The 14605-nt window shown below is 74.2% G+C and carries 9 protein-coding genes; 3 read left to right on the top strand and 6 right to left on the bottom strand.

The window, feature by feature from the left end; genetic code table 11:
* The first annotated feature begins 62 nt into the window (after positions 1–62).
* The 3 genes from ACWF9Z_RS04360 (at position 63) to ACWF9Z_RS04350 (ending at position 3887) form a co-directional block, all read left to right on the top strand.
* Positions 63–479, top strand: coding sequence for a (deoxy)nucleoside triphosphate pyrophosphohydrolase (locus tag ACWF9Z_RS04360; protein ID WP_453597323.1), 417 nt, complete (start codon positions 63–65; stop codon positions 477–479).
* Between the two features lie 163 nt (positions 480–642).
* Positions 643–1071 (top strand): ATP-binding protein, encoded by a 429-nt coding sequence (locus ACWF9Z_RS04355; RefSeq protein WP_453597321.1) that lies wholly within the window; start codon positions 643–645, stop codon positions 1069–1071.
* Between the two features lie 218 nt (positions 1072–1289).
* Positions 1290–3887, top strand: a complete 2598-nt coding sequence (locus ACWF9Z_RS04350) for a SpoIIE family protein phosphatase (RefSeq protein ID WP_453597825.1) — start codon at positions 1290–1292, stop codon at positions 3885–3887.
* 89 nt (positions 3888–3976) lie between these two features.
* Here the strand turns inward: ACWF9Z_RS04350 and ACWF9Z_RS04345 are convergent, their stop codons facing one another.
* The 6 genes from ACWF9Z_RS04345 to ACWF9Z_RS04320 all read right to left on the bottom strand — a co-directional run bounded on the left by ACWF9Z_RS04345 (position 3977) and on the right by ACWF9Z_RS04320 (position 14516).
* Entirely contained in the window at positions 3977–4696 is a 720-nt protein-coding gene (locus tag ACWF9Z_RS04345; RefSeq protein WP_453597319.1) for a PspA/IM30 family protein, read from the bottom strand.
* 43 nt (positions 4697–4739) lie between these two features.
* On the bottom strand, positions 4740–6851 hold the full coding sequence (locus ACWF9Z_RS04340; protein WP_453597823.1) for a TPM domain-containing protein: 2112 nt from the start codon (positions 6849–6851) through the stop codon (positions 4740–4742).
* Positions 6852–6980: 129 nt separating this feature from the next.
* Positions 6981–10886 (bottom strand): protein kinase domain-containing protein, encoded by a 3906-nt coding sequence (locus ACWF9Z_RS04335; protein ID WP_453597317.1) that lies wholly within the window; start codon positions 10884–10886, stop codon positions 6981–6983.
* A gap of 96 nt (positions 10887–10982) precedes the next feature.
* Positions 10983–11756, bottom strand: a complete 774-nt coding sequence (locus ACWF9Z_RS04330; protein ID WP_453597315.1) for a succinate dehydrogenase/fumarate reductase iron-sulfur subunit — start codon at positions 11754–11756, stop codon at positions 10983–10985.
* Positions 11753–13672, bottom strand: coding sequence for a fumarate reductase/succinate dehydrogenase flavoprotein subunit (locus ACWF9Z_RS04325; protein WP_453597313.1), 1920 nt, complete (start codon positions 13670–13672; stop codon positions 11753–11755). The genes ACWF9Z_RS04330 and ACWF9Z_RS04325 overlap by 4 nt, the downstream gene beginning before the upstream one ends.
* A gap of 1 nt (position 13673) precedes the next feature.
* Positions 13674–14516, bottom strand: a complete 843-nt coding sequence (locus ACWF9Z_RS04320) for a hypothetical protein (protein ID WP_453597311.1) — start codon at positions 14514–14516, stop codon at positions 13674–13676.
* Positions 14517–14605: the final 89 nt, after the last annotated feature.

Raw genomic sequence — 14605 nt, 5'->3', positions numbered from 1 at the left:
AAGTGAGCGTCCAGAACGAAGTGAGCGTCGCAGCGGCAACGCCGCTGCCATAGGCTCCGCCCATGACGGTACGCGTGGTCGTGGGCGGAGCCCTTTGTCATGACGGGCGCCTGCTGGCGGCCCGCCGCAGCGCACCCCCGGAGCTCGCCGGCCGCTGGGAACTCCCGGGCGGCAAGACCGAGCCGGGCGAATCGGGGCCCGAGGCGCTCGTGCGCGAACTGCGCGAGGAGCTCGGCGTCGAGACCGAGGCGCTCGAGCGGATCCCGGGGGAGTGGCCGCTGAAGCCGGGCCTGGTCCTGCACGTGTGGACCGCCCGGCTGCTCTCCGGCGATCCCGTTCCGCTGGAGGACCACGACGAGCTGCGCTGGCTCGGTCCCCACGAGCTCGACTCGGTGGACTGGCTCGACCAGGACCGCCCGGCGGTCGCCGAGGCCGGCCGGCGGCTGGAGTCCGCGGCCCGGGTTCACGGGGGCGCGTGACGTCGGGCTCTAGGCCGTCTGCGCCACAGTGCGCCGGTTCGTGGGGGGCCGAGTGGTACGACGCCCTGAATATCGGGTATGTCGCTATTAATCCGCATATGTACTTGTCCCCCGTGGTTCTGTCCCTGTCGAACCGGACTGGGGTCGCCACCCGGCCCGGGAAGTGATCGGCGTGATCGACACAGACGGCGAGTGTGCCGAATGGGCCTTCCCCGCCGAACCGGGTGCCGTCCGCACCGCCCGTCACGCGGTCCGCGGCGCCCTTCGCGACTGGGGTCTCGAGGCCGTCGGCGATGTCACCGTCCTGCTGGTCAGCGAGCTGGTCACCAACTCCCTTCGCTACGCCTCCGGACCCATCGGGGTCCGGCTGGTACGGCGTGATCCGGCCGCCCCGGGCGCGCCCTCGGGCCCTGCGCTCCTCGTGGAGGTTTCCGATCCTCTTCCGGATCCGCCCCGCGAGCGCGTCGCCGACACCGACGACGAGGGGGGCCGGGGGCTCCACCTGGTGGCGGCCTCGGCGCAGCGCTGGGGGACCCGGCACGGGAAGTCGGGCAAGACGGTGTGGTTCGAGTTGGCTCTTCCTGGTCAGTAACAAGGGGAAGGGCGGCCAGGGGACACCCCCCGGACGGAGTCCGCGGAGAGCGCACGGCATGGCTGGAAAACAACGGGATCCTTTTGTGATCGCGAAGGCCGTGCCGTAAGGCGCCGCGGTGCTGAATACTTCGGTCATGGCCGGTCCGGTTGCGGTGAGCTGGAGGGGACGGTCGCGTGAGCGAGATACCTGAACAGGCACATCAGGCCCGTGTGCCCGTGGAACCCGTGCGCAGGGACACCTGGCACGACTCCTTGTGGCACAACAGCCCGCCTGGCTCGATATATGACTACATAAAGGTCGCTTCGTTCTCGATCGGGCCCGACGGTCTCATCGACCAATGGAGTCTGCGCGCCGAGGAACTCTTCGGGCTGACCCCGGCGCAGGCCGTCGGCCGCGACCCGGTCGACGCCTTCATGCCGGCCGAACTGCGATCCGCCGGGCACCGCCGCGTGGCCGAGATCCTCGACGGCAAGGAATGGACGGGCCTGATCCCCTTCCGGATCCCGGGCGGGGACGGCGCGCACGGGGTGGCCGAGATCTATGTGATGCCCACCCGGACCGAAGCCGCCGAGCGCGCCGCGCTCTGTGTGGTGGTCGACGTGCGTGCGCTGCGGCGGATCGAATCCGATCTGGCGGCCTCCCAGGCCATTTTCGGTCAATCTCCCTTCGGTTTCCTGCTCTTCGGTACGGACCTCACCGTGCAGCGCGCCAACCGCCGCTTCGCGACCGTCTTCGGCGGCGCCGCCGAGGAACACCGGGGCCGCACCGTCCACGACTACCTGCCCGCGCACGAGGCCGACCGGATGGCCGAGGCCCTGCGCAGGGTCCTGGAGACCGGCGACGCGGTCAACGACCTCCAGATCACCGGAGCCGCCCCCGGCAGCCGGGAGAAACGGCACTGGTCCATCAACCTCTACCGGGTCCACGGCGGCTCCGGGACCCCCGTCGGCGTCGCCGGCATCGGCATCGACGTCACCCGTCGCCACCTCGCCGCCCGCGAGGCCGCCGGGGTCCGGCGCAACCTGGCCCTGCTGAACGAGGCCGGACACCGCATCGGCAACTCGCTCGACCTGGAGACCACCGCCCGCGAACTCCTCGACGTCACCGTCCCCGGCTTCTGCGACCTGGCCGCCGTCGACCTCTACCAGGGGCTCCTGCTCGGCGACGACGACCGCCCCGCCCGCCCCCAGGGGCCGGGCGTGCCCAGCCTGCCCGGCCAGGGCCCGGGCCGGGCGCCCTCGGCGCCGCTGCGGCGGGTCGCCTTCGCCTCCGCGGTCTCGGACGCGCCGCTGTCGGGCACGGGCGCGCTGGTCTCCGTAGGGGAGATCCACCGGTATCCGGCCGGGTCGCCGGGCGCCGTCGCGCTGCGCACGGCGCGGCCGCGGCTGCTGGACGGCGCCGGACCGCAGTCCGGTGACCTCGTCCAGTCCACCCTCGTCGTCCCGCTCGTCGCGCACGACACGGTGGTCGGACTCGCGCAGTTCTCCCGTACGAAGGGCAGCGAGCCCTTCGGCGAACGGGACCGGGCGGTCGCCGTCGAACTCGCCGCGCGGGCCGCCGTCTGCATCGACAACGCGCGGCTCTACCGCCGCGAACACGAGCGCGCGCTGATCCTGCAGCGCAGCCTGCTGCCCCCCGGGGACCCGGAGGCGGCCGGGCTCGACATCGCCTGCCGCTACCTGCCGGGCAACGCGGCCACCGAGGTCGGCGGCGACTGGTTCGACGTCATCGAGCTGCCGGGGCACCGCACCGCGCTGGTCGTCGGAGACGTCATGGGCCGCGGCCTGCGGGCCGCCGTGGCCATGGGCGAACTGCGCACGGCCGTACGGACGCTGGCGCTGCTCGACCTGGAACCGGCCGAAGTGCTGACCGCGCTGGACGAGATCGCCCGGGGGCTCGGCGCGCCCGGCGGCTCCCAGCAGGCCTCGCGCGCCGCGCTGCACTCGCGGGACGCGGACCGTTCGGAGGTGTACCTCGCCACGTGCGTGTACGCCGTGTACGACCCGGTGACCCGGCGCTGCACCATCGCGAACGCGGGCCACATGCCGCCGGTGCTGGTGGAACCGAAGGAGGAGGGCTCCCCGGCCCGGCCCGGACTGCTCCTGGAGATCCCGACGGGGCTGCCGCTGGGCGTGGGCGGCGAGCCGTTCGAGGAGGTCGAGGTCGAACTCCCGGAGGGCGCGCTGCTCGCGCTGTACACCGACGGCCTGGTCGAATCGCGGGACCACCCGCTGGAAGAGGGCCTGACGGGCCTGCGCGACGCGCTGGCCGACCCCTCGCGCCCGCTGGAGGAGGTCTGCGACCGGGTCCTCAACTCCCTCGACACCCGGCACGGGGAGGACGACATCGCGCTGCTGATGGCCCGGGTCCAGGGCCTGCCGGTGGACGCCGTCGGCGACTGGCAGCTGCCGCGCGAGGCCCGGTCGGTGGGCCGGGCCCGGGAACTGGCGCGGGCCAAGCTGCCGGCCTGGGGGCTGGAAGGGCTGCTGGACACGACGGAGCTGCTGGTCAGCGAGCTCGTGACGAACGCCCTGCGCTACGGCGAGGGCGAGATCCGGCTGCGGCTGCTGCTGGACCGGACCCTCGTCTGCGAGGTCTGGGACGCGAACCTGGTCCAGCCGAGGCGTCGGCGCGCGCGCGACACCGACGAGGGGGGCCGCGGCCTCCAGCTCGTCGGCCTGCTCTCGGCGGGCTGGGGCACCCGGCGCACCCACCGGGGCAAGACGGTCTGGTTCGAGCTCCCGCTCCCGGGCGCGGTGGCGGAGTCGGTGACCGAGCTCTCCGCCGAGCAACTGCTGAGCATGTACGGGTAGGGGGCGCGGCCCCGCCGCGGGCCCGGCCCGGGGAGGCGGGGCCCCGGGAGGCGGGGCCCGGGCAGGCGGGGCCCGGGCGGGGCCGGGGCTCAGGCCGCCCGGCCGGCCTTCAGCGCGGCGAGGCGGGCCTCGATCTCCGAGGCCTTGCCGAGGTCCTCCAGGGATTCGAACTGCGCGTCCAGCGAGGACGCGGCCAGCTCCTGCTTGCCCAGCGCCATGGCCTCCTGGCGCCGGACCTTGTCCTCGAAGCGGTTCAGATCGCTGGTGGGGTCCATCAGGTCGATGTTCTTGACCGCGTCCATCATCGTGTTCTGCGCCTGCGCGGTCCTGGCGCGCGCCACCAGCTCGTCCCGCTTGGACGTCAGCTCGGTCAGCTTGTCCTTCATCGACTCCAGGCCCGACTTCAGCTTGTCCACGACGTCGGTCTGGGCGGTGATCGTCGGCTCGGCCGTCGTCGCCTCCTTCTCCGACTGCATCTGGCGGCCGAGGGCCACCTTGGCGAGGCGGTCGAACGTGTCCGCGTCCGCGGCCGCACCCGACGCCCGCAACTCGTCCGCCTTCCTGCTCGCCGCGAGGGCCTTGCCGCCCCACTCGGCGGCCGCGTCCACGTCCTCCTTGTGGTCCGCCTCCAGCATCCGCAGATTGCCGATGGTGGTGGCGACGGCCTGCTCCGCCTCCGAGATGTTGTTCGTGTAGTCGCGGATCAGCTGGTCCAGCATCTTCTGCGGGTCCTCGGCCTGGTCCAGCAGGGAGTTGATGTTGGCCTTGGCGAGCTGGGTGACCCGGCCGAGGATGGTCTGCTTGCTCATGTCGATGCCTCCGTGGGGAAGGGGAAGGGGGAGGGACGGTCCGTCAGAAGCGGCCACCGCCGCCCATGCGGCCGCGGGTCCCGCCGCCGCCGAAGGAGCCGGGGCCGCTCCCGCCTCCACCGCCGCCGAAGCCCCCGCCGAAACCGCCGCCCCCGCCGCCGAACCCACCGCCGCGGCGGCCGCCGTCGAGGATCCCGCCGAGGATGATCCCGCCGAGCACCGCGCCGCTCATGCCGCCGCCCTGACGCCGGCCGCCGCTGCCGTACGGGTTCTGGTACGCCTCCACGTCCTGCTCGGCCAGCTGTTGCGCCTGCCGCGCGAGCGACTCGGCCCGCTGCGCCTCCGCCAGCGCGCCGGGCGGGTCCGAGGACGCGAGGGCCGTGGACCGCTCGAGGTGGCGCTGCGCCTCCGCCAGCCGCGTACGGGCCTGGCTGCCGACCGCGCCCCTGCTGGTGGTGACGTAGTCCGCCGCCGCGCCGACCGCGCTGCGGGCCGTGAGCAGGGCCTGGTCGAGCAGGGCCGCCGACCGCTGACGGCCCGACTCGCGCTCGCGGGCCCCCGCCAGCGCCTCGTCGAGGGCCGCGTCCGCCTCCTCCACCCGGCGCAGGGCGTCCATCGGGTCGTACCGGCCGGCGCTCTGCTCCTGGCGGACGTCGGCCAGTACGGCTTCCGCCCGGCCGATCCGGCCGCGCAGGTCCGCGGTCGAGGTGCCCTCGGTGGTACCGGTCAGCAGCCCGCGCGCGTCGGCGAGGTCCGTGTCCGTCTCGTTCAGCGCGACGGACAGTTTCCCGGCGGCCTCCGCCAGCTCCTGTGCCCGCCGCTCCACCGCGTCGACCAGGGTCGCCGCCTGGTCCACGGCGCCCTCGGCGGCCCGGACGTGCACGGCGGCCTTGCCGTTGTCCCCGGAGCCGATCGCGGCGCGGGCCTCGCCGAGGCTGCTCGTCGCGAACAGCAATCGGTCCTTGGCCTGTTCGGGGTGGGTGGCCACGGGCGCGGACGCGGAGTCCGCGTACTGCCGGCCGAGGGCCGTGAGGGTGGCCTCCGCCGTCGTCGTACGGCCCGTCAGCGCGCGGAACCGGGCCTCCACGGCGGCCAGGGCCTGCGGGGCGTTCTTCTCCAGGTCCCGCAGCCGGTCGAAGTCGTCCGCCTGGGCGTCGAGCCGCCGGTTCGCCTCCGTGCAGCGGGCCACGATCTCGTCCAGCATCCGGCGGCGGGTGGCGTCGTCCTCCGGGTAGGCGTCGTCGAGCTGCTGGCGCAGCCGGAACGCGGCCGTCAGCTCGCTCGTGCCGAAGTCCACGGCCGCCGTGAACGCCGCCACCGCCTCCTCGCCGAACTCGGCGGTGGCGAAGCCGAGTTCCTCGGTGCTGGTGCGGATCGCGTCATCGGTCCCCACCAGCATGGCCTTGGCCCGGACGTCCAGATCGGGGAGCGGCAGCGGGGCGGGCGCCGTGTCCTGGCCGGACCAGCCGGTGGTCTTCGGGCCCCCGGAGGTGCCGGCTCCGGCTCCGGCCGACCGGCGCTTGCGGCGGGTGTACGCGTACGCGCCCAGGGCGCCGGCCGCGCCGACCGCCACCACCGGGAGGACGAAGTCCCCGGCGCCGTTCTCGCCGCTCGCCGCGGCGCCGCCGGGGTCGGCCTCGCCGGGGACGACGACGGGCGCCGGGACGGGCTGCCCGCCCAGGACCGCGTCATAGCCGTTCGCGGCGCCGATCGCGGCGCCCGCCCAGTCGTTCTGCCGCAGGGCGGGCTCGATGGCGGTCCGCGCGACCTCCGCGAGCTGCTCCTTGGTGAAACCGGACTCGGCGTCGGCCGAATAGGCGTACTGGCGGGCGCCGGTGGCGATGGCCAGCAGCAGGTCGTTCTGGCCCAGGCCGTTCTTCTGGGCGGTGGCGTCGGCCCAGCTCTGCGCGGAGCGGCCGGAGAAGTCGCGGACGTAGGTGACGAACAGCTGGATCTTCCGGTCGGCGTACAGCTTGTCCAGCGCGGCGGTGACGGCGGGCTCGCGGTCGCCCAGGGCGTTCACCCGGTCGGTGATCTGCCCCTGCTGCGACAGGGTGACGGGATCGTCGGCGCGGGCGGCGGGCGCGCCGGCCGCCGCCCAGCCGGTGAGCGCGAGCAGCGCGGCGGCGAGGGCGAGGCAGGTCCGGACGGGTATCCCGGCGGGGGCGCGTCTCTTCGTCCTGCTTCTCGGCGGAGTCACATTGGGGAGATTATGGGCGAATGAGCTGCTCCGCACCCGGAGGTTGCCCCGCCCGTCCCTGCTCTGAGCGGCCCGTGGGGCCGGTCAGGGCAGGGGCCAGGCCGAGAGGCTGGGGCGGGACAGGACGAGGTGGCCGGCGACCAGGAGGACGTCGTCGAGGGCGAGGGTGAGGGTGAGGTCCTCCCACAGGCGACGGCGCTTGCCCGTTGCCGGGTCCAGGACGGCGATGAACGGGTCGTCCGGCCCGAGCAGCCTCCAGCGGCGGCCACCGCCGGAGGCCTTCACGTAGAGCCCGCCCGGTCGCAGGCCCAGCAGTTCGAGCGCGCACGCAGGGCCCCCGCGCCGGGTCAGTGACCTCAGCCACCGCAGCGCCCCGGTCCGCGCGTCGAGTGCGACCACCAGGTCCACGCCCTGTTCCGGGCGGTACGCCGCCGCGAACACCGTGTCGCCCTCGATCAGCAGCCGCTCTGCCGGAGCGCCCAGCCCGTACCTCCACATCTCCCGGCCCGAGTCGCGGTCCAGCGCGACGAGCCAGGTCCCGTCCAGGAGGTGGACGGGCTGCCCCTTGACCACGCCCTCGGCGGGCCAGCTCCGCCGCTGTGACCACACCTGCCGTCCGGTGGACAGGTCCAGCCCCTGGAGCTCCCGGTCGTCCGCGAGGACCAGACGGTCGCCCGCCAAGGCCGGCAACCGGGTGGTGTCACGCAGGGCGCGCCGCCACAGGATCTCGCCCGTCGGCGCCCACAGCGCGGTCAGGTCCCCCGGCGCCCCGTGCACCAGCACCGGCCCCGCGGTCCGCAGCGGCCGCCACGACGGCAGGTCCCGCCACCACCGCACCCGCCCGTCGTGCGGCTCCCGCGCCACCAGCCGTGCCCCCGGTTCGAGGTCCCGCCGTACCTGGACGTACACCGTGGTGGCGTCCGCCAGGCAGGACACCAGCAACCGCCCGGATCCGGGCAGTGGCGCAGCGTTCGTGCCCTCGTCGGCGTGGGCCGTCCAGCGCGTCGTGCCCGCGTCGGCCTGTACGTAGCCCACCTCGGTCCCCGACCGCCACACCACGTGGGTACCGGCCGCGTACAAGGCGTCCGGCTTCACGCCCGTGTGCCAGGCGCGGGTCCCGGGGTCCGCGCGCGGGGGCGACGGTCGCGCCGTGGGTTGCGCGCCGATGAGGCGGACATGCGCCCCGGGAGCCACCGCGGGCCCCGAGTCCGGGCCGCCCAGAGCCGTCGTGCGGTGCGTCGGGGCACTCCCCGCGTCGGCGGATGCCTCCGTCAGCCACGGCGTCCGGCCCGTCGCCACGCACTCCCGCGCGATACCGGCCAACGCGCGGGCCCGCTGTACCGGATCCGGCAGGTCGCGGGCCAGGTCCGCGCGTTCCCGTGCCACCGCCGGGTCCAGCGGCGGCCGAGCCGACTGCTCGACCCGGGCCCGGGCCCCGGCCAGCGCGGACAGGGCGTGGCCGGCCTTCTCGTCGCCGGCCTCCTCCGGATGGCGGCGCAGCAGGGCGGCCGCCTGGGTGCGCAGCCGCTCGGCCTGTACGAGCCGGCCCTGCTCGGCGTGGTGCGCGGCTTCCTCGCGCAGCCAGGCCGCCCGCTCCTCCAGGAACCGGGGCAGCTCCTCCTCGGCATGGTCCAGTGCCCGGGTCCCGCCCGCCGGGTCCCCGGCCTCGGCGCGGTCGCTCGCCACCTGGCACAGCGCCAGCAGCCGGCCCCCGGCGGAGCCGATCCGCTCGCTCAGGCGCAGGGCGACGTCCAGGTCGCGCGGGGCGAGGGCCAGTACCAGGTCGTAGGTGGTGGCGGCGCGCTGCCCCGGGTCCTGGATCCGGGACAGCCGGTGCTCGGCCTCGCTCGGGCGGGCGGCCGTTGCGGCGGTGTCGATGCGCACGCGGAGCCGCTTCTCGGCCGGAGTGCCCGCGAAGTGGTACTCGGCTATCTGCGCAGCCTGCTCGGGGGCGAGCCGGGCCAGCTCCTCCGCGACCGCACACAGCGGGCCCTCGCGGCGCGAGCCGAACACGGTGAACAGCGCCTGTTGCGCGTCGGTCAGCAGGCGGCGCGCCCGCGCGGGGGCGTGCGCCGCCGTGGCTCCGGCCAGGCCCGTCAGCAGCCGGGCCACCCGCGCCCCGTCGCCCCCGCCGCCGATCCACGCCGCGACCTCGGCGTCGGCCAGCAGCCGGCGCGCGAGCTCCGCGTCGAAGCGCGCAGCCGCGTCGGCGGCGACCGCCAGCACCTCGACCCGCGCCTCATCGCCCGCCGGCACCTCCCGCAACGCGTCCTCGACCTCGCCGAGCACCCCCCGCGCAAACTCCCCGGCCCCGCCCGAGCCCTTCTCCCGGTCCCAGTCCCGATCCGCCTCGCCGGCTCCGTCCCGCTCCCGCTCCGGCGTCCCGGCCGCTGCCCGGTCGTGGTCCGCGACCCGCGCAGCGGCCTGGTCCCGATCCCGGTACCAGCCCCCGTCGTGGGCGACGGCTCCGTTCCCAGCCGCCTCGGCGTCCCCATTCCGGTACCCATCCCGATCCGGCTCGTCGGTTCCGTTCCGGTCCCGGTCCCGGTCCGTGGCCCCGGTCCGTTCCGCGGTCCGGGGCCCGGACCCGGTGGCGATCCGGGGATCGACCGTGGCCCCGTCGCGGGTTCGGGGATCGGCGCCCCGCCCGTCCTGGGCCCTGCCTCCGCCCCCGGTCCCGGTGTCAGCCTCGGTCGGGCCCTCCGCCTGACTCCCGGTCCCGATGCCGGGCTCGGCTCGCTCCCCAGCCCCGGCGACGGCCCCGGCCCCGACTCTGCGGGCGGCGCCCACCCCGGCCCCGGGGAGGGCGTCGGCCTCGGTCCCGGCAGGATGCTCCGCACCGGCACCGGCACCCGCACCCGCACCCGCACCGGCACCCGCACCGGCACCGGCACCCGCACCGGCACCGGCACCCGCACCGGCACCGGCACCCGCACCGGCACCGGCACTGGCACCGGCACTGGCACCGGCACCCGCACCGGCACCGGCACTGGCACCGGCACTGGCACCGGCACCGACCCCGTCCCCGACCCCGTCCCCGACCTCGACCCCGTCCGCGACCCCCACCTCGGCCAGGCCTCGCGCGCCGGCCCCGCCGGGGGCTGCGGCCCGGTCCTCGCCCAAGGGGCCGGCCTCGGGGCCCTCCGGGCCCGGCCGCTCCCGGTCGGCCGATCCGCGCTGCAGCCCCCGCAGGGCCACCGCCACCGCCACCGCCGACTCCGGGCGGTCCGCCGCGGCCTTCGCCAGCAGGTGGAGCACCAGACGGTCCAGCTCCGGAGCCACGGGGGAAGCCGACCCGCGCAGCGGGCGCGGGGGGTCCTCGATGTGGCGGCGCATCAGGACGTAGGGGCCGTCGGCCTCCCCGAAGGGCGGGTCCCCGCTCAGCAGGGCGTACAGCACGCACCCCAGCGCGTACAGATCGCACCGGGCGTCCACCCGCTCGCCCCGCCACTGTTCGGGGGCCATGTACGGCGGGCTGCCGAAGATCCGGCCGGTCACCGTCCAGCCCGCGGTGGCGTCCGAGGAGTGCGCGATGCCGAAGTCGCAGATCTTCAGCCGGCCCCCGGGCAGCAGGAAGAGGTTGGCGGGCTTCAAGTCCCGGTGGATCACCGACCGCTCGTGCGCGGCGGCCAGCGCCTCCGCGGTCTGCGCGGCCAGTTCCAGCGCGGCCTCCACCGGCAGCCCGCCCGGCACCCGGGCCAGGGCGCTGCGCAGGTCCTCGCCCGCGAGCAGCTCCATCACGATGAAGAGCCGGCCGTCCTCCTGGCCCACGTCGTGCACCACGGTGATCCCGGGGTGCTGGAGCCGCGCACCGATGGTGGCCTCGCGCCGGAAGCGGGCGACCACCTCGTCGTTCGTGGCCGCTTCCAGCAGCACCTTCACCGCCACGGCGCGATCGAGCGCCGTGTCGTGCGCCCGCCACACCTCGCCCATGCCGCCCTGACCGAGCCGCCGGTCGAGGCGGTACCGGCCCGCCAGCTGATCCCCCACCCGCACCGAGAATGCCCCCTGACATCACGTCAACGACGTTGCTACAGGGGGCATTCTGTACTGCCAAGTGAACAACCGGGGGTTGATCGGAGGCTGTTACCGGCTGGGACGGCGCCCGATCTTGTTCCCCAGCCACACCAGGGGGTCGTACTTGCGGTCCACGGCCCGCTCCTTCAGCGGGATCAGCGCGTTGTCGGTGATCTTGATGCCTTCCGGGCAGACCTCCGTACAGCACTTGGTGATGTTGCAGAGGCCGAGACCGTGTTCCTCCTGGGCCGTGCTCTTGCGGTCCAGTCCCGCCTCGCCCGCCGCGTCCAGGGGGTGCATGTCCAGTTCCGCCACCCGCATCAGGAAGCGGGGTCCGGCGAAGGCGGCCTTGTTCTCCTCGTGGTCACGCACCACGTGGCAGGTGTCCTGGCACAGGAAGCACTCGATGCACTTGCGGAACTCCTGCGAGCGCTCCACGTCGACCTGCTGCATCCGGTACTCGCCCGGCGCGACCCCGGCCGGGGGCACGAAGGCCGGGATCTCGCGCGCCTTCAGGTAGTTGAAGGACACGTCCGTCACCAGGTCGCGGACCACCGGGAAGGCCCGCAGCGGGGTCACGGTGATCGTCTCCTCGCGGGAGAAGGTCGACATGCGCGTCATGCACAGCAGCCGCGGCCGGCCGTTGATCTCCGCGCTGCACGAACCGCACTTGCCCGCCTTGCAGTTCCAGCGCACCGCGAGGTCCGAGGCCTGGGTGGCCTGGAGCCGGTGGACGATGTCCAGCACCACCTCCCCGTCGTGCACCTCCACGGTGAAGTCGCGCAGCTCGCCGCCCTCCGCGTCGCCCCGCCAGATCCGGAACGCGGCATCGTAGGTAGTCACTCGTAGAGCTCCTCTTCGGCGAGGTACTTGACCAGCTCTTCCTTCTCGAAGAGCGCGAGCAGGTCGGGTCGGATGGGGTCGGTGCGCACCCGGGTCAGCTCGATCCGGTCCGCCGCCGGATCGGACGGGGCGGGGTCGACCGGCCGGCACAGCAGGTTCACCGGCCGCCAGGACCGCTCCATCGCCGGGCAGTCCTCACGGGTGTGCCCGCCCCGGCTCTCGGTGCGCTCCAGGGCCGCGCGGGCCACGCATTCGCTGACCAGCAGCATGTTCCGCAGGTCGAGCGCCAGGTGCCAGCCCGGATTGAACTGCCGGTGCCCCTCGACCCCGGCGCGCGAGGCCCGTTCCCGCAGGGACCGGAGCCTTTCCAGGGCTTCGGCCATCTCGCCCTCGCGGCGGATGATGCCGACGAGGTCGTTCATGGTCGTCTGGAGCTCCTGGTGCAGGGTGTACGGGTTCTCCGCGCCCTCGGCGGCGTGGAACGGGGCCAGCGCCTCCGTGGCCGCCTCGTCCACCCGGGCCTGGTCCACCACCGGCAGCCGGCCCGCCGCGGCGGCCGCGTGCTCCGCGGCGTGCAGCCCGGCCCGGCGGCCGAAGACGAGCAGGTCGGAGAGGGAGTTCCCGCCGAGCCGGTTCGAACCGTGCATCCCGCCCGCGACCTCGCCGGCCGCGAAGAGGCCGGGCACGCCGACCGTGGCGGCGGTGTCGGAGTCGACCGCGATGCCGCCCATCACGTAGTGGCAGGTCGGGCCGACCTCCATCGGCTCGGCGGTGATGTCCACGTCCGCCAGCTCCTTGAACTGGTGGTACATCGACGGGAGCCGGCGCCTGATCCGCTCGGCCGGCATGCGGGTGGACACGTCCAGGAACACCCCGCCGTGCGGGGTCCCGCGTCCGGCCTTGACCTCGGAGTTGATGGCGCGGGCCACCTCGTCGCGGGGGAGCAGCTCGGGCGGGCGCCGGTTGTGGTCGGGGTCCTCGTACCAGCGGTCGCCCTCCTCCTCGGACTCCGCGTACTTCTCCTTGAAGACGTCCGGGACGTAGTCGAACATGAACCGCTTGCCCTCGCTGTTGCGCAGCACCCCGCCGTCGCCGCGCACCGACTCGGTGACGAGGATGCCCTTCACGGACGGCGGCCAGACCATGCCGGTCGGGTGGAACTGCACGAACTCCATGTTCAGCAGCGGCGCCCCCGCGAGCAGCGCCAGCGCGTGACCGTCGCCCGTGTACTCCCAGGAGTTCGAGGTGGTCTTGAAGGACTTGCCGATGCCGCCCGTGGACAGCACGACCGCCGGGGCCTCCAGGACGAAGAAGCGTCCGGTCTCGCGCTCGTAGCAGAAGGTGCCGGCGACCCGGTCCCCGTCCTTGGGGCTGTGATCCTTCAAAATCCGGGTGACCGTGCACTCCTGGAACACCTTGAGCCGGGCCTCGTGGTCCCCGGACTCCTCGAAGTCCTGCTGCTGGAGCTGGACGATCTTCTGCTGGAGGGTGCGGATCAGCTCCAGGCCGGTCCGGTCGCCGACGTGCGCGAGGCGCGGGTACTCGTGCCCGCCGAAGTTGCGCTGCGAGATCTTCCCGTCGGGCGTCCGGTCGAAGAGCGCGCCCCAGGTCTCCAGTTCCCAGACCCGGTCCGGGGCCTCCTTGGCGTGCAGCTCGGCCATCCGCCACTGGTTGAGGAACTTGCCGCCGCGCAGGGTGTCGCGGAAGTGCACCTGCCAGTTGTCGCCCTCGTTGACGTTGCCCATGGAGGCGGCGATCCCGCCCTCCGCCATCACGGTGTGGGCCTTGCCGAAGAGGGACTTGCAGATCACGGCCGTCCGGGCGCCGCGCTCCCGGGCCTCGATCGCGGCCCGCAGCCCGGCGCCGCCCGCGCCGACCACGACCACGTCCCACTGCTGCCGTTCCACTTGAGCCATCTCAGAAGATCCTCGGGTCGTCGAAAGCGCCGCTGGCCAGCAGGTACACGTAGAAATCGCACGAGGCGACGCTGATCAGGGAGGCCCACGCCAGCTGCATGTGGCGGGTGTTGAGCCTGCTGACCCAGCCCCACAGGCGGTAGCGCACCGGGTGCTTGGAGAAGTGCTTGAGGCGGCCGCCCATGATGTGCCGGCAGGAGTGGCAGGACAGGGTGTAGGCCCAGATCAGCGCGATGTTGACCAGGAACAGCAGCGTCCCGAGGCCCATGTGGCCCCAGGCGTACCGGTCGTCGCGGAAGGTCAGCACGGTGTCGTAGGTGAGGATGCCGGCGACCGGCACCGCCGCGTAGAAGAAGTAGCGGTGCATGTTCTGGAGGATCAGCGGGAAGCGGGTCTCACCGCTGTACGAGGCGTGCGGCTCGGCGACGGCGCAGGCGGGCGGCGAGGCCCAGAAGCCCCGGTAGTAGGCCTTGCGGTAGTAGTAGCAGGTCAGCCGGAAACCGAGCGGGAAGACCAGGATGAGCAGCGCGGGGGACAGGCCCCACCAGCTGCCGAAGAGGTCGAGGTTGGGTCCGCCGCGCATCTCCTGGCAGTTCTCCGCGAGGCACGGGGAGTAGAAGGGGGAGACGTACGGGGCCGCGTAGTAGTCGGCGCCGGCGAAGGCCCGCCAGGTCGAGTAGACGATGAAGGCGAGCAGTCCGGCCGCGGTGCCGGCGGGGGCGAGCCACCACCGGTCGGTCCGCAGGTGCCGGGCCGCGATCGCGGCCCGCGAGGCGCCGTGGACGCCGCTGGGCCGCTGGTCGGGTGGGCCGAGGGGAGGGGTCGAGGTGCTGCCTGTGGCCAAGAGGGACTCCGGGTGGAGTGATGAGGGGTGGCCCAGGAGACCCGGCCGCCGTCACTGGGGTGGCCGGGTCTGGTGGGGTGTGCTTCGGG

The sequence above is a fragment of the Streptomyces sp. NPDC054961 genome, assembly GCF_053609145.1.
The sequence above is the reverse complement of the archived record's forward strand: the minus strand, read 5'-3'. Positions and strand labels throughout refer to the sequence as shown.